The following is an 18,440-nucleotide window of genomic DNA, read 5'->3' on the forward strand; positions in this document are numbered from 1 at the left end:
GTGCAACAGTAGGGGCGTGACCCCACCCGCCGACGGACAGCGCCTCGAGCTCCAGCACCTCGCCGACCTCTCCGACGACGAGCTCGCCGCGGCCTACACGCCCGAGCGCGAGCCCTGGTTGCGGGTGAACTTCGTGAGCACCGTCGACGGCGCCGCGACGGGCTCCGACGGCCTGAGCGGGACCATCAACAACGCCGCCGACAAGCGGGTCTTCGACGCCCTGCGGCGGCGCGCCCACTGCCTCGTCGTCGGCGCCGGCACGCTGCGCGCCGAGGAGTACGACGTCCCGCGGGTGCCGCTGGTCGTCGTGAGCCGTTCGGCCGACCTGCCGCCGACGCTGCGCGACGCCCCGCGTGGCCGCATCCTGATGGCGACCGTGGCGTCGTCGGACGGGCTCGCGGCCGCGCGCGAGGCACTCGGCGACGACAACGTGCTGGTGCTCGGTGAGGACGAGATCGACCTCGTCGCGTTGAAGGAGGAGCTGGCGCGCCGGGGCTGGACGGAGCAGCTGTGCGAGGGCGGGCCGTCGTTGTTCGCGGACCTGCTCGCCGCCGGCGTGGTCGACGAGCTGTGCTGGACCGTGGTGCCGCGGCTCACAGGTGGCGACGCGGTCCGCATCGCCACCGGTGCCGAGGTCGACGTCGCGCTGCGTCCCGCCCTGCTGCTGGAGCAGGACGGGACGCTGCTGGGGCGCTGGCTGGTGGAGGCTCAGGGAGCCGGGTAGTCCACCACGAAGCTCGGCTGGCCGGGCGCCGAGCTGTCCACCCGAGCGCCGGTGTCGTTGACGACGTGCTCGATGCTGCCCGCGTCGAGGTTGACCGTCATCACGTGGTGCAGCCGCACGCCGATGCGGTCCGGGACCTCGAAGCCGCTCTCGGTGGTGATGGTGGGGTCGTTGCGGTTGAAGACGTAGACCCCGCCGCCGTAGAGCTGGTGCCGGAGCACCCGGTCGCCGACCTTGTAGCCCGGCCAGCCGAGCGTCCCGTCGGGCTGCGTCCAGTCCGCCTGGCTCGGCGGGTCGTAGGGCAGCTCGTTCTGGTAGAGCACGACGTGGCCGTCCTCGCCGTTCCAGACGGTGTTGTAGGTCTGGAAGTGCTCGACGAACAGGCCGGTGGCCCGCACCCGGTCGCCGTTGACGACCACGCCGACGCGGCCGGTGTTGGTGCGCCAGCGGTCGGTGTCACCGCTCGCCCCGGCCGTGAAGCCCTCGACGCCGTGGTCGGCGCGCCACACCCAGATGTGGTCGATCAGCACGTCGTCGGCGTCGATGACGAGCGCGGTCTGCGTACGACCGATGTGCGGGCCGCCGACGCGGAAGTAGACGTCGTTCAGCGTCGTGGTCGGCGTGGAGGAACCGTGGCCGCGGTGGTGGCCGTGCCCGCGCTGGGCCTCGAGGTGCATCAGCGACCGGGACAGGCCGGTGCCGGCGTCGATGGTGACGCCGGCGATGACCACGCCGCTCGCCTTGCCGTCGACGACGATCGGCGTGGAGCCGCCGACCGCGGTGAGCGTCGCCTGGCCCATGCCGAGGACCACCGTGTCGCTGCGCCTGATCACCAGGCTGCGGTCGACGTCGTACACGCCGGGGGTGAGCAGCAGGTGCTTGCCGCGGGCGAGGGCTGCCGCCAGCACGCGCGCCGGCTCGTCGGGACGCGCGACGTGGAACGCCGAGAGCGGCAGGTCGCGGCCGGTGTCGGCGCCGACGGTCCAGTCCGGGCCGCGGGAGGCCGTGCGGGCGTCGGGGACGTGGACGCGCCACGCGCCGGAGCCGTCGATGAAGAGGAAGGGCTTCTCCCGGCTGACCTCGGTGGTGTCGAGGGTGGTGTAGGTCTCCGTCGGGAAGTTCGCCTCGGACGGGGCGCCGATGGTGCCGGCGAAGACCTGGTTCCAGACGCCGTTGGACCACGACGCGACCTCGCTGTTGCGGGTCAGCCACTGCTGCTGCGATCCGTTGATGATCGTGCCGGCGCGCGAGTTCGCGAGGAAGCCGCCGCTGGCGTACTGCGGACCGTCGGTGCAGTAGTCCATCAGCGACAGGTTGCCGTTGCGGATGTCGACGCGGCGCAGTGCGGACGCCTGCGACGCGGCCCAGAAGTTCGCCGAGCCGCGGCAGCCGTCCTGGCCGGTGCCGTTGACGTTGATCGTCAGGTTGGACATCGAGCGCCAGAAGTTGTTGAGCGCCACGCAGTAGGGCTGCGTCGGGCCGTCGGTCAGGCAGCGGTTGTAGACCTCGACCTTGCCGTTGATGACCACGTCGGACGGCGAGGCGCCGAGGCCGGCGACCTCCGTGTAGTAGCCGACCTTGATCTGCAGCGGGTCGGCGTCGGTGCCGTAGGTGCCCGGCTTGAACAGCAGGCTCCAGCGCTCCGACGACATCTCGGCGTCGACCTGCTGGGTCCAGATGGACTCGGCCCGCGCCTCGATGTCGGCCACCGGCATCGACGGGTCGAAGACGACGACGCGCGACCCGAGGTCGGGAGCGGGAGCGGGTGCGGGCGGGTGCTTCTTCGCGAAGGTTGTGGAGGTGGGGGCTTCGGCGACGGCTGCGCCGCCGAGCTGGAGAGGGACGAGGGCGACGACGACCAGGGCCAGGACGGAGACGACCGTACGAAGTGGCGTACGGCCGCGCGGGGGACGAGGCATGGGGGCAACCTTCCGAGTGTGAGAGCGCTTCCACTCGGAGTGTGCCGTACAAGTGTGACCTGCGCCACACCCACTTTCGGGGACCCGGGCGCGGGCTGGCGACACGCCCGGGATGCGCGTTGAGTCGCTGAGCGACTCAGGTGCCAGCGGCAGGGCAGTCCAGTGAGAAGTGGCTGTCTCGGGCCCTCCCGAGCAGCCAGTTCTCACTGGACTACCCCGAGCGGGACGGTCAGCTGTCGCCGAGGGCCTCGAGGAGGGCCTGGGAGAAGGCGGGGATGTCGTCCGGGTTGCGGCTGGTGATGAGGTTGCCGTCGACGACGACCTCCTCGTCGACCCACTCGCCGCCGCCGTTGCGGATGTCGGTCTGCAGGCTCGGCCAGCTGGTCATCCGCTTGCCCCGCACGGCGTCGGCCTCGACGAGGGTCCACGGCGCGTGGCAGATGGCGGCGACGGGCTTGCCGGACTCGGCGAAGGCGCGCACGAAGGCCACGGCAGTGTCGTCCATGCGGAGCGCGTCGGGGTTGGCGACACCGCCGGGCAGGACCAGCGCGTCGTAGTCGTCGGGGGAGGCGTCGGAGACGAGGCGGTCGACCTTCTGGGTGGACGACTTGTCGAGGTGCTGGAAGAGCTGCACCTCGCCCTCCTCGAGGGACAGCAGCTCGACGGTGTGGCCCGCGTCGGCGGCGGCCTGCCACGGCTTGGTCAGCTCCACCTCCTCGATGCCCTCGGTGGCGGTCAGGAATGCGATGCGCTTGGTCATGCCCTCCACGTTTGCTCGCAGGACAGGGGCGGACAACCCACCAACGGGTGGTCTGGCTCGGGACTCGGGTCGGCCCTTCGCTAGCGTCGGCGCCATGAGTGCGCCCGACGTGTCGTCCCTGACCATCGCCGTCCTGGGCGGCACCGGACCCCAGGGCCGCGGGCTGGCCCGCCGCTTCGCCGCAGCGGGGCTCGACGTCGTGCTCGGGTCGCGGGACGCGCAGCGCGCGCAGGACGCCGCGTCCGGGCTCGCGGACGCCGGCCGCGTCCGCGGCGCATCCAACGCAGACGCCGCGACCGCCGGCGACATCGTGCTGGTCGTCGTGCCGTGGGACGGGCACGCCGACCTCCTCGAGTCGCTCAAGGGTGAGCTCGCGGGCAAGGTCGTCGTCGACTGCGTGAACCCGCTCGGGTTCGACAAGCAGGGGCCGTACGCACTGCTGGTGGAGGAGGGCTCGGCGACCCAGCAGGCGGCGCGGATCCTCACGGAGTCACGCGTCGTGGGCGCCTTCCACAACGTCAGCGCCGTGCTGCTCGAGGACCCGACCGTCGAGCGGATCGAGACCGACGTGCTCGTGCTGGGCGACGACCGCGAGGCCACCGACCTCGTCCAGTCGCTCGCCGACGTGGTGCCGGGCATGCGGGGGATGTACGGCGGTCGCCTCCGCAACGCCCACCAGGTCGAGGCCCTGACCGCCAACCTCATCGCCATCAACCGGCGCTACAAGGCGCACGCCGGGGTGCGCGTCACCGACGTGTGAGATCAGCCGATCGCGCCGTTGTTGTCCTTGGCGAGCGAACGGGAGATCACCATCCGCTGGATCTGGTTGGTGCCCTCGAAGATCTGCATCACCTTGGCCTCGCGCATGTAGCGCTCGACCGGGAAGTCGCGGGTGTAGCCGTAGCCGCCGAGCACCTGGACGGCGTCCGTGGTGACCTTCATAGCGTTGTCGGTGGCCACGAGCTTGGCGACCGAGGCCTCGCGGGAGAAGGGCAGGCCGGCGTCGCGCAGCCGGGCGGCGTGCAGCACCGTCGCGCGTGCCGAGACGACGGCGGCCTCCATGTCGGCGAGCACGAAGGCGAGGCCCTGGTGGTCGATGATCGCCTTGCCGAAGGTCTCGCGCTCGCGGGCGTAGGCCACCGCGGAGTCCAGTGCGCCCTGGGCGAGACCGGTCGCGACGGCGGCGATGCCCAGGCGCCCGGAGTCGAGGCCGGCGAGGGCGATGCGCAGACCGTCGCCCTCGGCGCCGAGGCGGCGCTCGACGGGGACCCGGACGTTGTCGAAGCGCATCGTGGCAGTGGCCGAACCGGTCAGGCCCATCTTGCGCTCCGGCGGGTCGGCCGAGAGGCCCTCGGAGTCGGCCGGCACGAGGAAGCACGAGATGCCGTTGCGATCGTCGGAGGTGCGGGCCATCACCTTGTAGAAGTCCGCGTGGCCGCCGTGGGTGGTCCACGCCTTCGCCCCGTTGAGGACGTACGCGTCCCCGTCGAGGCGTGCCGTGGTCCTCATCGCAGCCGGGTCGGAGCCGGCGTGCGGCTCCGAGAGGCAGTAGGCCCCGAGCAGGTCGCCGCTGAGCATGCCCGGCAGCCACTCGGCCCGCTGCTCGTCGGTGCCGAAGTACGCCAGCCCGAAGCACGACAGCGCGTGCACCGAGACGCCGACGCCGACCGAGGACCACACGGCGCCGATCTCCTCGAGCACCTGGAGATAGACCTCGTAGGGCTGGTCGCCGCCGCCGTACTGCTCCGGATAGGGCAGGGACAGCAGGCCGGCCTGGCCGAGCATCGCGAAGACGTCGCGCGGGAAGGTCTCGGTGGCCTCCGCCTCCGCCGAGCGGGGGGCGAGCTCCTTGGTCGCGATCTCGCGGGTGAGCGCGAGCAGGTCGCGGGCCTCGTCGGTGGGCAGCTGGCGGCGAGCAGTCATGTGACGCACGCTACCGGCGTAGCCCGCACGGGGTGGGCGGGGTAGTCCGTTGGGGTCACGGCGGGCCATTCACGGTGGGGGAGCGTCGTGCGCCGCCTAACGTGCTGCCTCGTGGGTACAGCGTGGTTGCCGTGGTCCGCGGCGTCGTTGGCGAGCGGGGCCGTGCTCCTCGTGCTCGGCGCCCTCTCCCTGCCCCCGACCACCGAGGTCGGCCAGGTCATCGGCGTGGTCGACCACCAGGACGCCGCCTGGCTGATGGCGACGGCGTCCTTCTTCCTCGCCTCGGTCGGCCTCACCATGGGCCTTCCCGCGGTGCTCTGGCTCTTCCCCCGCCGGCACCAGCCGGTCGGCCTGGTCGGGCTCTGGGTGTGGGCGATCGGCACGATCGGGACGGCCGGGTTCGCCGCCCTGCTGGTCATGTTCCGAGCGGTGGTGCACACCGTCGACCTGACGCCCGACCAGGTCGAGGCGCTCGCCCGTGATCCGCTGCTCCGCCTCGGGCTGGGCGCGGTCGCTGCGACCTTCTACCTCGGTGAGCTCGTCGTCGCGCTCGTCCTGCTGCGCGGTCGGGCGGCTCCGCCATGGGTGCCCGTTGCGTTGCTCCTCCACGTGGCGATCGCCCCGTTCGACCACCTCCTGCCACCGCACCTGCAGGGGGCGCCGACCGTCGTGCTGGGTGCTGGTCTGGTGGGTCTCGCGGTGCGCGCCACCGAGACCTGGGCCGGTTCGCGGCCGCTCGCCCGCCTCTGAGCCCAAGGATGGTGGCGGTCAGGCGGGTCGGCGGACCACGCCCTGCTCGGCCAGGACCGCCAGGGCGTCGGCGACCAGCTCGGCGGCCTGCGGGTGCTGCCCCCACACCGCGGTGACCTCGGCAGCGAGCTGGGCCTCCGTGCGTGGCTCGTCCAGCTCGAGCCACAGCAGCACGCCCAGGCCGCCGAGCACCTGGACGCGGTCGTCGACCATGACCACCAGGTCGTCGTCGTACTCCACCGCGTCCTTCCACGGCGTGCGCGTCCACCGGCCGTCGGCCGGGCCCTCGTCAGGCCGTCCGTCGTGGGGGTGGTGCAGGCGGGCCGGCGGGGCCTGCGCCTCGCCGTCGAGCAGCCCGACGACCTCGTCGACCCGGTCGGCGAACTCGCGGTAGTGCAGGGCCCACGCGCCGCCGCACGCGTCGACGACGTCGGCGAGCCGGTGGATCGGGTGGTCGAGGTGGACCAGCGACGAGCTCTGCTCGACGATCTCGACGATGGCCCGCGCGGCCGGGACGGGCACGAGGCCGGTGTCGTCGGTGCCGCGGTGCAGCAGCACGATCCGGTGGAGGTACGACGTCTCCGGCGGGTGGCCGAGCCCGAGGTCGTCCGGTGACACCGAGCGCTTCGCGAGGGGGAGGTCGGCGTCGACGACCACCGACAGTGGCTTGGGGTGGGCATGGACGGTGAGGTCCGCGTCGAGGGAGACGGTCTCGTCCGACAGGTAGCCCAGCCGCGCCGCGAGCAGGGTGATCGCCGTGGTCTTGCCGGAGCCGGACGGGCCGACCAGGGCGAGGGCGCGACCCTCCTCGTCCGCGACGGCGCCGGCGTGGAGGTTGACCCGTCGGCCCGCGGTGGCCTCCAACGCGACGAGGGTGACCCGCGTGGTGACGGCGTAGTCGAACGCCGCCTGCCGGTCGAGGTCGTCGGGCACGCCAGGGTCGTCGGTCGAGACGTCGACGGTGCGCGTCGCCGGCCGGTCGGTGAGGGCTCGGCTCCACTGGTGCCGCAGCCGGGCCGCCGCCCCACCGGTGACCGGGATCCCGACCGGGACGCCGATGGCGTCGACCACCACCTCGGGTGTCGTCGCCTCGCTGCTCACGCCGTCAACTCTAGGGTGGACGACGTGCGCTGGTTGCCGGATCGTCGGGTCTGGGCCGCGCTGGGTGCCGCGTACGTGCTGGCCCTCGTCCTCGTCGTGACCGGTCCGTGGGGCTGGACGCTGAACCGGCTGACGGTCCGGCTCTACACGTTCTTCCGCTACGACGTGCCGATCGCACCCGACGCAGCGCTGCCGGAGCACTACGGCTACCTGCTCAACGTCGTCCTCTTCGTGCCCCTCGGCGCCCTGCTGGTCGTCCTGGCGCGGCGCTCGTGGTGGTGGGCCACGTGTGCCGGGACCGCCGTCTCGGCGACGGTCGAGGTGGTGCAGTGGCTGTGGCTCCCGCGCGACGGCGACTGGCTGGACGTCGTGGCGAACGGCCTCGGGGCGCTGCTGGGCGCCGTGGCTGCGACCGCTGCGCTCAGTCCTCGCGAACCACGCCGATGACCACCAGCTGGTCGACCAGCTCGGCCACGTCGTCGCGGACGTCCTCGACGGCCGCGTCCGACATCGCCGCGGCGGAGGCGGTGACCTCCTCGAGCGTGCCGCCGTCGGCCAGCGCCAGCCAGACCAGGCAGCCGGAGCCCTCCAGCATGATCGGCATGCCGCGCGGCACCCGCGTGAGGTACGCCGTGGGCTCCGCGTCGGCGTCGAGGTCCTCCTGGCTGACCCACGCCACGTCGTCGGCGATCCTGTAGGTGTGCGTCACGACCGCTTCACCCGCCTGGCCAGCTCGTCGACGGCCCGGCGGACGCGCAGCCGCTGCCGGTCGCGGATCTCGGCACGGGTCGGCGGGCGGCCGAGCTCCATGCGCAGGTGGTCGCGGTTGACCCGCAGCACGGCCGTCGCGAGACGGGCCTTGGCGCGCGGACCGGACGCGGCCGCGAGTCGCGCCCGCCACTCGTCGGTGCGGCTGCCGCCGTCGCTGAAGTACTTCCAGAGCCTGTACGTCGGGTGGCTGCGGTGCAGCTCGAGCTCGCCGATGCCGGCGGCGAGGGCGACCTCGGCGTCGAGCTCGACCGCCAGCCGGCGTACGGCGTCCTGCTCGGCGGGGTCGGCGGCGATCCAGGCGTGGTCGACGTCGCTGGTCCCCCCGGAGCGCGCCGAGTGCAGCACCAGGATCAGCCGCTGGGAGACCCGGTCCGGGACGCGGCAGTCGCGGTGCGCGATCGGCAGCATCACGCTGGTGCGGGAGAGGACGTCGAAGGCCTCCTCGGCGTCCGCCATCACGCCCGGCCAGTGGACGTGCACGTCCACCCACCCCCAGTCGTCGTGCCACCAGTTGGCCGCGTGGGCGAAGACCGAGCCGGTGGAGAAGTCGGTGCGCTTCTCCCAGCCCACCCACTCCAGCGCCTCGGCCAGGCGGGCGAGGTGGCTGGGACGGACGAGCACGTCGACGTCGCTGGAGTGCCGACCCTCGGCACGCAGCCCGGGCAGCACGGCGGGACCCTTGAGGTGGAGGAGATCGATGTCCCGGTCGTCGGCCAGCTTCTGGACGACGGCGTGCGCGAGATGGACCCGCGCGGCGATGGGGGCGGTCCGGCCGTCCGCCTCGTCGGTCATGGCGCCATGGTGCCAGTCGGGGCCGCTGGCATGTCGTCGTTCCACCCAGACGGAGGCGGCGTACGCCCTAGACTCGCGCGCATGACCTTCGGGGACTTCGTCCGGCTGACTCGCGCCTATGTGTGGGTGCTGATCGGCTGCACGGTCCTCGGCGCGCTGCTGATGATGGCGAAGACCACGCGCGACCCGGTGCTCTACTCCGCGACCTCCTCGGGGCTCGTCGTCGTCGGCAACGCCACGACCGCCGGCGAGGAGCAGGGCAACGCCGCGCTCGCCGAGGAGAAGGCCGGGCTCTACGCCTTCCTCGTCTCCTCGATGCCCGTCGCCGAGAAGGTCGTCGACGACCTCGGCCTCGACGTGCCGCCGAGCGAGATCGCCGGCCGGTTCTCGGCCACGGTCAACGCGGACGTCAACGCGCTCACCATCACCGCGATCGGCAGCACGCCCGAGCAGGCCCGCGACCTGGCCAACGGTGTCGTGGATGCCGTGGTGGAGTACGCCCAGGAGGTCGACACCGGCGAGAGCAACCCCAGGCGGGACCCGCTGACGCGCGTGGTTCCGGTGCAGCCGGCGGAGCTCCCCCAGGCACCGTTCACGCCCGACTACGCCAAGGCGGCGATGAAGGGAGCGGCCGGCGGCCTCGCCCTGGCCTACGCCTTCCTGATCGCCCGCCGCCTCATCGACCGCCGGATCCGCTCGGTCAAGCACGTCGAGGACGCGACCGGCGCCGCCGTGCTCGGCATCATCCCCAAGGAGGACGCCCTCGGTCGCACCCACCGCGGTGTCCGGGGCGACCTCGGCCGCGCGGCGGAGTCCTTCCGCCAGTTGCGCACCAACCTGCGCTTCGTCGACGTCGACAACGAGCCCCGCAAGATCGTGGTGACTTCCGCCCTCGCCGGCGAGGGCAAGTCGACCGTCTCCGCCAACATCGCCCGGCTGGTGGCCCAGGCCGGCACCCCGGTGCTGCTCATCGATGCCGACCTCCGGCGTCCCCAGATCGCCACCACGTTCGAGATCGACGGCACCGTGGGGCTCACCCAGGCGCTGGCGGGCGACGTGGACGTCCGTGACGTCATCGTCGGATCGGGGATGGCCAACCTGAGCGTGCTGCCGGCCGGTCGGATCCCGCCGAACCCCAGCGAGCTCCTCGGCTCCCTGCGGATGAAGCAGTTCATCGACGACCTCTCGCAGGACCACCTCGTGATCCTCGACGCGCCGCCGCTGCTCCCGGTCACCGACGCGGGTCTGCTCTCGGCCTTCTGCGACGGCGCCCTCCTCGTGCAGGCCGCCGGCAGGACCCAGATCGAGCAGAGCCAGCAGTGCCGCCGGATCCTCGACCAGGTGGGCAGCCGGCTGCTGGGCGTGGTGCTCAACAAGGCGCCGGTCAAGGGCGCCAGCGCCATCGCCTACGGCGGCGGCTACTCCGGCTACGGGGGCTACGGCGGCTACCGCGCCGAGGAGGCCACCCGCGAGGCGTACTCCACCGCGGGCAAGGGCCGGCGCCGCAAGCTGGTCAGGTCGTCCTCCGACAAGGCCTGACCCTGCCTGAGCCTTCCTCAGTAGGCGCCGCGGCTCGCCAGCACGGCGGTGACCGTGCGCGCGAGGATCAGCAGGTCCTGCACCATCGACCAGTTGTCGACGTAGTAGAGGTCGAGGCGGACGGTGTCCTCCCACGAGAGGTCGGAGCGGCCCGAGACCTGCCACAGGCCGGTCATGCCCGGCAGCACGTTGAGCCGGCGGAGCATGTCGTCCTCGTACTGCTCGACCTCGCCGGGCAGTGGCGGGCGTGGCCCGACGAGGCTCATCTCGCCGCGGACGACGTTCCACAGCTGCGGCAGCTCGTCGAGGGAGAAGCGGCGGATGATCCGGCCGGGCCTGGTCACCCGCGGGTCGTCGGTGCTCTTGAAGAGGACGTGGCCGTCGCGCGCCTCCAGCTCGGCCAGTCGTTCCTCGGCGTCGACGTGCATCGAGCGGAGCTTGAGGCAGGTGAACCCCTCCCCGCCGCGCCCTACCCGGACCTGTCGGAAGAGCGCGGGGCCGCCGTCGTACAACCGGACCCAGAGCATCAACCCGAGCAGGAACGGCGAGACCAGCAGCAGGATGAGGGAGGCGCCGACGAAGTCGAACGCGCGCTTGGCGTCGTTGGTCGCCAGCTGCGAGCGGGATCGGCCCAGGTGCATGAGGGGGAGGCCGGCCACCGGGCGGATCCGGACCCGCTCGCTCGAGACGTCGGTGACGTTGGGCGCGACGATGATCTGCACGTCGGCGTGGTCCTCGAGGTCCCAGGCGAGGCGCCGCAGCTGGGTGGAGGACTTCACCGCGCCCGCGGTGAAGAACACGATGTCGGGCGAGACCTCGTCGACGACCGCGCGGATGTCCTCGATCAGCCCGAGGACTGGGACGCCCGCGCCGATGGTCTCCGGCCCGGCGTGGATGCCCGGCACCAGGCAGCCCATCACCCGGTAGCCGAGCCAGGACTCACGGTCCAGCACCTTGTGGATCTCTTCGATGTAGATCGGGCTGCCGACGAGCAGCACCTTCTCGTTGAAGTGCCCGGCCGCGCGGAGCCGCTGGATCACCCGGCGGCTGAGCAGCCGGCCGACCAGGAGCAGCAGCACGCCGATGGTGAAGAAGAGGACGAAGAAGCCGCGGGAGAGCGGGTACTGCAGGAGGAACGCCATCGTCGCGATGAGGGCGCCGGTGAAGAAGGAGCCGTTGACGACGAGCTTGAACTCCTCGGTGCCGGCGCCGAGGACGTGGCGCTCGTAGGCGCCGTAGATCGCCAGCATCACCACCCAGGTCGCGACGAAGAAGATGCTGGCGACGGCGGTGTTCTGCAGGACGTCGCTCGCGGTGTCGAAGACCGACAGGGTCAGACGGAAGCGGATCGCGAGCACCGCGGCCGCGCTGACCATGACGAAGTCGACCGCGCCGACCAGCCACGGGAGCAGGCGGATGCCCTCGGGTCGCACCTCAGCCCACCATCCCCTCCGCGTCGACGATGGCGCGGATCCGCTCGATGAAGCGAGCCTCGCCGAACTCCTCGGCGCGGGCCCTCAGGACGTCAGGATTCCACGGGTGCAGGTCGGCGCGGTCGAGAACGGCGGTGATCGCGTCGGGCTCGGGGTGGTCGAAGAACAGCCCGGTCTCGTGCTCGACGATGGTGTCGAGATAGCCGCCGCCCCGCAGCGCGATCGTCGGCACGCCGAAGGCCGCCGCCTCGAGCGGGGTGAGCCCGAAGTCCTCGTGGCTCGGGGCGACCAGGACGCGGGCGTGTGCGTAGGCCCACCGCATCTGCGCATCGGTCAGACCGCTGAACATCCGGACGTTGGGCGGGATCAGTGCACGCAGCCGCGCCTCCTCGGGGCCGCGCCCGATGATGACGAGGCGGTGCCCGGAGTGACGTGCGGACTCGATGGCGGCGTCGACGTTCTTGTAGGGCAGCAGCCGCGACACCACCAGCGCGTAGCCACCCGCCCAGTCCTCGAGCTCGTCGATCGGCTCCTGGGGCGCGCTCGCGTCCATCGCGTGAGGAGCGGGTACCACCTCCGCGTCGATGCCGTACGTCGCCTTGATCCGGTCGCGGACGACACGCGAGTTGGCGAGGTAGGTGCCGCGTGCGGCGGCTGCCCGCTTGTCCCAGCGGATCAGCGGCGTCTGCACCGCGAGCAGACCCAACCCGAGGAGCGAGCGATGCGTCGGTCCACCGAGGTAGCGCTCGCTGTCGTAGAGCCAACGCGCGGGGGAGTGGCAGTAGACGACCGACCGTCCGGGGATGTCGAAGCCGTGCGCCCACCCACTGCTCGACACGATCGTGACGTCGGCATCGACCTTGATCCGCGACGCGGCCGGTGCGAGCAGCGGCAGTGCGCGCCGGTGGTCGCGACGCAGGAGCAGGATCCGGTTGAGCGGGGAGGTGACGATGTCCGCGTCCGCGAAGTCCGGGTAGGTCCCGTCGGGGTCGTAGAGCGTCGTGTAGACCTTCGCCTCCGGGAACGCCTTCATCATCGTGAGCACCACACGCTCTGCGCCACCGCGCTGCGTCAGGTAGTCGTGGGCGATGGCCACGGTTGGCCGAGTCATCGTGCGAGCTCCTCGAGAAGTCGTCGAACCCGCAGCCGGCCGGCTTGCGGGGAGTACTCGGCCTCCCAACGCCGACGCGCGCGGTCGGTCACGGCGCGTACGTCGTCCTCGTCGGCCGTCAGCGCCTCGCCGATCACACGGGCGAGGTCGTCGGCGTCGCCGGACCGCGCGACCCAGGGGTGGCCGGGCCCGGCGACCTCGGGCAGCGCGCCGGCGTCGGAGATGACGAACGGGACGCCGGACGCCATCGCCTCCGCGACGACCAGGCCGAAAGGCTCGGCCCAGACGCTCGGGAAGACGACGACGTCGACGCTGCAGAACAGGTCGGCGGGTGCGATGTGGCCGAGGCGTCGTACGCGTGAGCCGAGGCTGCCCAGCTGGGCATCGACTCGCGCCACGTCGGCTGCCGCGACGTAGCGGGAGTCGCCGGCGAGCACGAGATCGACGTCGTCCAACCCCGCCACGGCGCGGGCGAGGACGTCCACGCCCTTGTCGGTCGAGATGCGCCCGAGGTAGCCGAGGGTCGTGCGGTTGCCGGTCGGGACACGGTCGAGCACCGGGAGATCGGCGGTCCAGTTGGGGTGCGGCCGACTGCCCCGGACGCGCGCGGCCATGTCGGCGGACGGCACGAGCGTGGCACGGGCGCCGACGCGTGCGATCGCCGTCGCAACCGTCTGCGCCCGTCCACGGGGGTCCTGGTGGAGGTGGGCGATCCGGTCCCGGTGGCCGGTCGTGGCGAACGACGGCACCAGGCCGTGGCACCAGAGCACGCCATGGCGCTCGGTGCGGTCCCAGGCGCGGAGCCGGCGGACGTAGTCGCCGCGGCCGTCGGCGCGGATCGCCACCGTCGCGGCGCCGACGGCCGCGGCGGCGTCGAGGACCTCGCGGGGGCTGTCGGCGGACACCACGGTCACGTCGTGGCCGAGGGCGATCAATGCCTCGGCGTGCTGCAGCAGCATCCGCTCGCCGCCACCCAGATCAGGGTTGTTCGCCGCCAGGTAGATGCGCTCAGCCATCGGGTGCCCCCGGCGACTCGTCGCGCAGGGCGTGGCCGAGAGCCATTGCCACCGCCACTGCCATCGGGGTGTCGAGGAGCACCTCGCCCAAGGTGACGGCCATGACCGCGACGCCGATGAGCGCCGCCTGGGCGCCGGCGGCGGCGAGGTCGCCGCTGCGTGCACGGCGGCTGAGCCGGAGGAAGGAGTACGCGACGAGTGCGAGCACGAGGACGAGCGCAGGCCACCCGCCTTCCTGGCGGGTGGCGAGGTAGCTGTTGTGGAAGAAGAACTCGAGTTCGCCGATGCGGACCCGCGCGGTGCCGGGTCCGTGGCCGAACCACGGTGCGTCCGCGAGCTGGACGTGCTCCTGCGCGATGATCCGCTCGCGCAGCGCATCGCTGCCGGACCGGTTCGAGAAGGGGCCGTAGAGCACGAGGTCGTCCGGGATGTTGCCGGTCAGCCACACCAGTCCGGCCACCACCGCGGCGCCTCCGACCGCGCCGAGCCGGCGACCGAGCACGATCCACAGCACCGCGAAGGCAGCGGCGAGAAGGCCAGTGCGGGAGAAGGTGAGCATCAACCCGCCGAGGACCGGCACGGCGATCGCGAGCCGCACCTTCCACCGTTCGTGTGCGAAGAAGATGCCCAACGCACCCAGCACGGCGAGGAAGTACGCGCCGGCGTTGGGGTCGGCGAGGAAGCCGGTCAGCCGGCCTGTGTAGCCGGCGTCGCCACCCACTCCGACCAGCCCGAGCCCGACGACCGCGGTGAGACCGGCCGCGAGTCCCGCTCCGACGGAGCGGAGCGACAACCGGCCGGTGGCGCCTGCCCAGATGATCCCGCACATGATCGCGACGTGGCCGACCCGTCGGGTCCAGTCGATGTGGTTGGCCATCCCGGAGTAGACGAGCAGCGCCATCAGGGCGGCCGCGAGGAGGATGACGACCTCGGGCACCTTGGCCCCGCCACGGGCCGGGCGAAGGAGGCACAGCCCGACGAGGGCGGCCATCGCGAACTCGTTGACCGGGAAGCCGGCGACCTCCAGCGACCGGAACGGCAGTACGGCCATCAGCGCGAAGTCGGTGATCCGGATCTCGCGGTCGGCGGTGTCGGCCGTCTCGATCGTCCGGTCGGGGAGGTTCCACGGGGAGTCGACGCGCTTCATCGTGATCCTCCGAGACCGGCATACACCTTGGCGATGCGAGCGCACATGTCAGCGACGGTCGGCCAGTCCTCCAGGCCGGGACGGGCCGCCGGGTCGAGGCCCTGCGAAGCCAATGCGACTGCGACGGCGGTCGGGTCATCGGCGTCGACCAGGCACCGTCCCGGCAGGATCTCGGGGTTGCCCCCCACGTCGCTCGCCACGACGCCGAGACCGCGGGCGGCTGCGTCGAGCAGGGCGTAGGAACAGTTCTCCCACACCGACAGCATCGAGAGGACGTCGTGCTCGGCCATGGCCGCGTCGGGGTCGAGGAAGCCGGGCAGGGACACGAGCCCGTCGAGGTCGAGGCGGGCGAGATGGGACCTCAACGTCGCCTCCTCCTCGCCGGTGCCGCCGATGGTCAGACGCGCCTCGGGGTGCTCGCGGTGCAGCACGGCGAACCCGTCGAGGAGGGCGGTGAGGCGCTTCTCAGGAGCGAGGCGCGCCAGGGACAGGATCCGCAGCCCTCCCTCCCTCGGCGGTTGAGGTGCGAGCGACCGCCTACTCGGTGGTTGAGGTGCGAGCGACTCCCCACCCGGTGGTTGAGGTGCGAACGACTCCCCACCCGGTGGTTGAGGTGCGAGCGGAGCGAGCCTCGAAACCACAGGATCGACACCGTTGGGGATCACCGTCACCGGCTGCCGCAGGTGCCACTTGTCGGTCATCGCGTCGGCGGTCGCCCGGCTGACCGCGATGACCGCGTCGAAGCGCCGCAGGCGTGCGGCGTGCACGCCCGCCATCACCCGGGCCTTGGCGGTGGAGCGGTGGTAGACGAGGTCGTCGCGGGCGATGCCGTGCTCGGTGGTGACCAGTCGCGGGCCGCGGCCGACCGCGAGCGCGGTCACGACGTCGGCGTGCGAGAGGTGGCTGTGCACGACGGCGGGCCGGAGCGTGCGTACGGCATCGCGCAGGGACGCGACGGACGCGCGGGTCCCGTGGTCGGGGCCGAACGGCTCGGTGAGGACCGCAGCTCCAGCGTCGTGCAGCGCGTCGGGCAGGTCGCCGGGCGGTGTCAGGAAGACCAGCCGCCACCCCGGCACCCCGGCGCGCGCCACGTCGAGGACGTGGCGGGCCACCCCGGCCAGATCGCTGACCGGCACCACCCACAGGGCGGTGGGTGGGGTCAGAACCATTGCTCCAGCCGCTCGAGGGCGATCCAGAAGCCCTCCCCGTCGTTGACGTGGCCCTGCCAGATCTCGGGGATGAAGCTCACGCCCGGAGCCATCGCGTCGAGCTGCTGCGCCAGCACGGCCCAGTCGATCTCGCCGTCGCCGACCTGGACGCCCTCCCCGTCGACGCCCGTCGCGTCGACGAGGTGCAGGTGCTCGGTGTGCGGCGCCAGCAGGTCGGTCGCCTCGGCGAAGGACATGCCGAGGTAGTTGGCGGACAGCTTGGAGTGCGAGACGTCGAAGCAGAGGCGCCGGTCGTAGCGCGCCGCGAACTCGGCGGTGTCGCGCGGGTCGACGAACAGGTTGCAGTAGAGCTGGCCACCCATGTACCACGGGTAGGGCGGCAGCGTCTGGGCGCAGAGGCGCACGCCCGAGTCGTCGACGCGCGCCAGACCTGCGGCCACGCGGGCGTACATCCGCTCCCGCTCGGCGGGCGCCACGAACGCGTCGGTGGTGAAGCCGCCGAGGCTGGCCACGATCACCGGGCCTTCGCTCTCGGCCTTGGCGTCGGCGCCCCGGGTGAAGTGCTGCTGCATCTCGCGCGTGGTGTCGACGACTTGCTGCAGCTCACGGATCGACCGCTCCCAGTGCGCGTCGTCCTCGGAGGCGAGGTTGAGGAGGAAGTCGCCGGCGAACAGGTCGGGGGAGTGCGTGGTGAAGCCCATCGGCAGACCGCCGTCGTACTTCGCGAACACCTCCGCGACCGGCAGGTCGAGGTCCTTGTAGGAGAAGTGGAACTCGAGGAAGTCGGGCGTCGTGTCCTGCGTCATCGCGTCGATGTCGTGGTAGCGGACGGCCAGGCCCCAGGGCCGGCGGAAGTCGTAGGCACGGCCCTTCGGCGCCGCGTCGCCGAGGTCCGTGGCGTAGAAGAAGTCGCCGGCGTCGAGGGCGCGGGCCGTGGTGCGCCCGACGAGCTTGTCGTACGCGTTGGGCTGGAGGCCGCGGCCGGGGCTCTTGATGTCGATGTCGGCGTCGGTGAGCACCTCGCCGGCCTCGATGCGGCGGGCCGCGACGAGCGACTTGGCGAGATTGACCCGGTTCATCATCTCGCCGGTGGAGACCGCGCGCGGCGCTGCGGTGCCGAGCGCCTCCTCGACCTCGCGGACGCGCTGCACCATCTCCCTGAACTCGCCAGGAAGCAGGCTGACCTTGTGGTCGTTGCCCTCGAGGTCGCGGTCGATCGTGAAGTGCTTCTCGATGATGCGCGCGCCGAGAGCGACCGCAGCGACGGCGACGTGGAAGCCGCGCTCGTGCCCGGAGTAGCCCACCGGGGCCTGCGTGATCTCGGCCAGTCGCGTCAGGTAGGCGAGGTTCACGTCCTTGAAGGGCGCCGGATAGGTCGACTGGCAGTGCAGGAACGCGTGCGCGACGCCCGTGCCCCGGACCACCTCGACGGTCTCGCGGATCTCGCCCTCGGTCGACATGCCCGTGGAGATCACCATGGGAGTGCCACTGGCTGCCATGTGGCGCAGCAGGGCGTGGTTGGTCATGTCGGCGGAGGCGACCTTGAGCGACGGGACGCCGTAGTCGACGAGGCGGTCGACCGAGACCGGGTCCCAGGCCGTGCACATGACGTCGATCCCGACGTCGCGGCAGTGGTCGAAGACCTCGAAGAGCTGGTCGGCCTCGAGGTTGTACTTGGCGAGCAGGTCGAGGGTGTACTGCGGGCCGAGGTCCTCCCCGCCCGATCCGGACGAGCCCTGGCGGTAGAGCGACTCCATGTCGCGCAGCTGGAACTTCACGATGTCGGCACCCGACTCGACCGACAGGTCGACGAGCTGCTTGGCCAGCGACACGTCGCCCTGGTGGTTGATGCCGATCTCCGAGATCAGCAGCGTCGGGGCGTCGGCGGCGATGACGTGGCGGCCGATCCGCAGCTCGTCGGCGCGGTTGATCGCGATCGCGACGAGGTGGCCGCGCTCGTCGACGAGCGCGACGTGGTCGATGCCCGACCCGAAGGCATGCGAGATCTCGGCGGGGCTGCTGCCGATCGGAAGGCTGCGGGGCGAGGTGTTGGCCGCTTCGATGGCGGCGACGTCGACAGACAGGCGGCTCGACCTGCTGACCCAGCGACGGAAGTCGCCGTCGGACAGCACGCCGTCGAGGTGGCCGTGTGAGTCGACGAGGAAGATGACGCGAGCCTGGTTGGCGGTGATCTTCTCCAGGGCGCGGAGGACCGGGTCGCCCGAGTAGACGACGTACGGCGTGAGGTCACGCTCGATGATCAAGGCGGACGCCTTCCGTGGGTG

Annotated in this window: 17 protein-coding genes; 5 read left to right on the forward strand and 12 right to left on the reverse strand. The window is 71.9% G+C overall.

Annotated features, from left to right (window positions below; genetic code table 11):
• Positions 1–16 precede the first annotated feature (16 nt).
• Positions 17–724 (forward strand): dihydrofolate reductase family protein, encoded by a 708-nt coding sequence (locus tag ASC64_RS02655; protein ID WP_056905943.1) that lies wholly within the window; start codon positions 17–19, stop codon positions 722–724.
• Here the strand turns inward: ASC64_RS02655 and ASC64_RS02660 are convergent.
• Together ASC64_RS02660 and ASC64_RS02665 are read right to left on the reverse strand one after the other, a co-directional pair.
• Complete coding sequence (locus tag ASC64_RS02660; RefSeq protein ID WP_056905944.1) at positions 709–2,643, reverse strand: hypothetical protein; 1,935 nt, start codon at positions 2,641–2,643, stop codon at positions 709–711. The genes ASC64_RS02655 and ASC64_RS02660 overlap by 16 nt on opposite strands.
• 229 nt (positions 2,644–2,872) lie before the next feature.
• Positions 2,873–3,403, reverse strand: coding sequence for a type 1 glutamine amidotransferase domain-containing protein (locus ASC64_RS02665; RefSeq protein ID WP_056905945.1), 531 nt, complete (start codon positions 3,401–3,403; stop codon positions 2,873–2,875).
• A gap of 94 nt (positions 3,404–3,497) precedes the next feature.
• On the opposite strand from ASC64_RS02665, the gene npdG reads away from it, so the two are divergent.
• Positions 3,498–4,163, forward strand: a complete 666-nt coding sequence (gene npdG, locus ASC64_RS02670; protein WP_056905946.1) for an NADPH-dependent F420 reductase — start codon at positions 3,498–3,500, stop codon at positions 4,161–4,163.
• 2 nt (positions 4,164–4,165) lie between these two features.
• Here npdG and ASC64_RS02675 read toward each other — a convergent pair whose 3' ends face one another.
• Entirely contained in the window at positions 4,166–5,326 is a 1,161-nt protein-coding gene (locus ASC64_RS02675) for an acyl-CoA dehydrogenase family protein (protein WP_056905947.1), read from the reverse strand.
• A gap of 111 nt (positions 5,327–5,437) precedes the next feature.
• Here ASC64_RS02675 and ASC64_RS02680 point away from each other — a divergent pair, with 111 nt between their 5' ends.
• Positions 5,438–6,076: a hypothetical protein gene (locus ASC64_RS02680; protein WP_156384975.1), complete on the forward strand. Its 639-nt coding sequence runs from the start codon at positions 5,438–5,440 to the stop codon at positions 6,074–6,076.
• An 18-nt stretch (positions 6,077–6,094) separates the two neighbouring features.
• Here the strand turns inward: ASC64_RS02680 and ASC64_RS22275 are convergent, their stop codons facing one another.
• Positions 6,095–7,177 carry an ATP-binding protein gene (locus tag ASC64_RS22275; protein WP_056905949.1) on the reverse strand — a complete coding sequence of 361 codons (1,083 nt, stop codon included), beginning with the start codon at positions 7,175–7,177 and terminating at the stop codon, positions 6,095–6,097.
• A gap of 24 nt (positions 7,178–7,201) precedes the next feature.
• On the opposite strand from ASC64_RS22275, the gene ASC64_RS22280 reads away from it, so the two are divergent.
• Positions 7,202–7,624 (forward strand): VanZ family protein, encoded by a 423-nt coding sequence (locus ASC64_RS22280; protein WP_162245761.1) that lies wholly within the window; start codon positions 7,202–7,204, stop codon positions 7,622–7,624.
• On the opposite strand, the gene ASC64_RS02695 is transcribed toward ASC64_RS22280, so the two are convergent.
• Positions 7,599–7,886, reverse strand: a complete 288-nt coding sequence (locus ASC64_RS02695; RefSeq protein WP_056905951.1) for a PqqD family peptide modification chaperone — start codon at positions 7,884–7,886, stop codon at positions 7,599–7,601. The two genes, ASC64_RS22280 and ASC64_RS02695, sit on opposite strands and share 26 nt — an antisense overlap.
• Positions 7,883–8,740 (reverse strand): nucleotidyltransferase family protein, encoded by an 858-nt coding sequence (locus ASC64_RS02700; RefSeq protein ID WP_056905952.1) that lies wholly within the window; start codon positions 8,738–8,740, stop codon positions 7,883–7,885. The genes ASC64_RS02695 and ASC64_RS02700 overlap by 4 nt, the downstream gene beginning before the upstream one ends.
• An 81-nt stretch (positions 8,741–8,821) precedes the next feature.
• Here ASC64_RS02700 and ASC64_RS02705 point away from each other — a divergent pair, with 81 nt between their 5' ends.
• Entirely contained in the window at positions 8,822–10,279 is a 1,458-nt protein-coding gene (locus ASC64_RS02705; RefSeq protein WP_056905953.1) for a polysaccharide biosynthesis tyrosine autokinase, read from the forward strand.
• Positions 10,280–10,296: 17 nt separating this feature from the next.
• Here the strand turns inward: ASC64_RS02705 and ASC64_RS02710 are convergent, their stop codons facing one another.
• From ASC64_RS02710 to ASC64_RS02735, 6 genes are read right to left on the reverse strand one after another with little or no spacing between them, the layout of a single operon-like run.
• On the reverse strand, positions 10,297–11,712 hold the full coding sequence (locus tag ASC64_RS02710) for a sugar transferase (RefSeq protein ID WP_056905954.1): 1,416 nt from the start codon (positions 11,710–11,712) through the stop codon (positions 10,297–10,299).
• A 1-nt stretch (position 11,713) separates the two neighbouring features.
• Positions 11,714–12,823 carry a glycosyltransferase gene (locus ASC64_RS02715; RefSeq protein ID WP_056905955.1) on the reverse strand — a complete coding sequence of 370 codons (1,110 nt, stop codon included), beginning with the start codon at positions 12,821–12,823 and terminating at the stop codon, positions 11,714–11,716.
• Entirely contained in the window at positions 12,820–13,839 is a 1,020-nt protein-coding gene (locus tag ASC64_RS02720; RefSeq protein ID WP_056905956.1) for a glycosyltransferase family 4 protein, read from the reverse strand. Before ASC64_RS02720 ends, ASC64_RS02715 begins: the two co-directional genes overlap by 4 nt.
• Complete coding sequence (locus ASC64_RS22285; protein WP_056905957.1) at positions 13,832–14,986, reverse strand: O-antigen ligase family protein; 1,155 nt, start codon at positions 14,984–14,986, stop codon at positions 13,832–13,834. The genes ASC64_RS02720 and ASC64_RS22285 overlap by 8 nt, the downstream gene beginning before the upstream one ends.
• Complete coding sequence (locus tag ASC64_RS02730) at positions 14,983–16,155, reverse strand: glycosyltransferase family 4 protein (RefSeq protein ID WP_082550134.1); 1,173 nt, start codon at positions 16,153–16,155, stop codon at positions 14,983–14,985. Before ASC64_RS02730 ends, ASC64_RS22285 begins: the two co-directional genes overlap by 4 nt.
• Complete coding sequence (locus tag ASC64_RS02735; protein WP_056905959.1) at positions 16,146–18,419, reverse strand: N-acetylneuraminate synthase family protein; 2,274 nt, start codon at positions 18,417–18,419, stop codon at positions 16,146–16,148. The genes ASC64_RS02730 and ASC64_RS02735 overlap by 10 nt, the downstream gene beginning before the upstream one ends.
• Positions 18,420–18,440 lie beyond the last annotated feature (21 nt).

This window comes from Nocardioides sp. Root122 (genome assembly GCF_001425025.1).
GTDB lineage: Bacteria > Actinomycetota > Actinomycetes > Propionibacteriales > Nocardioidaceae > Nocardioides.

What these genes read in the sequence shown, in the direction of transcription:
- ASC64_RS02730 (WP_082550134.1), bottom strand. Translation starts at nt 16,155, where the DNA reads ATGGTTCTGACCCCACCCACCGCCCTGTGGGTGGTGCCGGTCAGCGAT.
- ASC64_RS02665 (WP_056905945.1), bottom strand. Translation starts at nt 3,403, where the DNA reads ATGACCAAGCGCATCGCATTCCTGACCGCCACCGAGGGCATCGAGGAG.
- ASC64_RS02700 (WP_056905952.1), bottom strand. Translation starts at nt 8,740, where the DNA reads ATGACCGACGAGGCGGACGGCCGGACCGCCCCCATCGCCGCGCGGGTC.
- ASC64_RS22285 (WP_056905957.1), bottom strand. Translation starts at nt 14,986, where the DNA reads ATGAAGCGCGTCGACTCCCCGTGGAACCTCCCCGACCGGACGATCGAG.
- ASC64_RS02720 (WP_056905956.1), bottom strand. Translation starts at nt 13,839, where the DNA reads ATGGCTGAGCGCATCTACCTGGCGGCGAACAACCCTGATCTGGGTGGC.
- ASC64_RS02660 (WP_056905944.1), bottom strand. Translation starts at nt 2,643, where the DNA reads ATGCCTCGTCCCCCGCGCGGCCGTACGCCACTTCGTACGGTCGTCTCC.
- npdG (WP_056905946.1), top strand. Translation starts at nt 3,498, where the DNA reads ATGAGTGCGCCCGACGTGTCGTCCCTGACCATCGCCGTCCTGGGCGGC.
- ASC64_RS02675 (WP_056905947.1), bottom strand. Translation starts at nt 5,326, where the DNA reads ATGACTGCTCGCCGCCAGCTGCCCACCGACGAGGCCCGCGACCTGCTC.
- ASC64_RS02715 (WP_056905955.1), bottom strand. Translation starts at nt 12,823, where the DNA reads ATGACTCGGCCAACCGTGGCCATCGCCCACGACTACCTGACGCAGCGC.
- ASC64_RS02705 (WP_056905953.1), top strand. Translation starts at nt 8,822, where the DNA reads ATGACCTTCGGGGACTTCGTCCGGCTGACTCGCGCCTATGTGTGGGTG.